General features: G+C 73.2%; 2 protein-coding genes. Both read right to left on the reverse strand.

Annotated elements, in window-relative coordinates; all coding sequences use genetic code 11:
- Positions 1–227, reverse strand: a 227-nt coding sequence (gene tnpB / locus JMJ56_RS33330) for an IS66 family insertion sequence element accessory protein TnpB (RefSeq protein ID WP_407927995.1), incomplete at its 3' end; no start/stop codon positions are given.
- On the reverse strand, positions 224–425 hold a 202-nt coding region (locus JMJ56_RS33335; RefSeq protein WP_456318805.1), incomplete at its 5' end, for a hypothetical protein. The genes JMJ56_RS33335 and tnpB, both read right to left, overlap by 4 nt.

Genomic DNA, 425 nt, shown 5'->3' on the forward strand with positions numbered 1-425 from the left:
TGGCCGCGCTCCAGCCGCTTGGCGTAGAGCACCAGGCCCTGGCCATCCCACCACAGCGCCTTGACCAGATCCCCACGACGGCCGCGGAACACGAACAGCTGCCCGCTGAACGGGTCCTGCCCAAGCGCCTCCTGCACCTGTCGCGCCAGCCCGTCGAAGCCGCGCCGCATGTCGGTTGGGCCCGCGGCCAGCCATACCCGCACCCCCGGCGGTGGCCCCGGGATCACCCGCGCAGCGCCGCCAACACCCGCCGCAAGGCGACGAGGCCGACCTCCTCGCCGACCCGTACCCGGATGCCGTCAGGCAACTCGATCTCGATTGCCGCGGTCACGCGCGGTGATGGTGGCAGCGGCGGTACAGGCTCTGGTTCCGGGATCGCCTCGCCGTGGCGATCGGCGGCGACGCGGACCGGCACGAACTCCGGC

The sequence above is a fragment of the Belnapia arida genome (genome assembly GCF_016773205.1).
Taxonomy (GTDB): Bacteria; Pseudomonadota; Alphaproteobacteria; order Acetobacterales; family Acetobacteraceae; genus Belnapia; species Belnapia arida.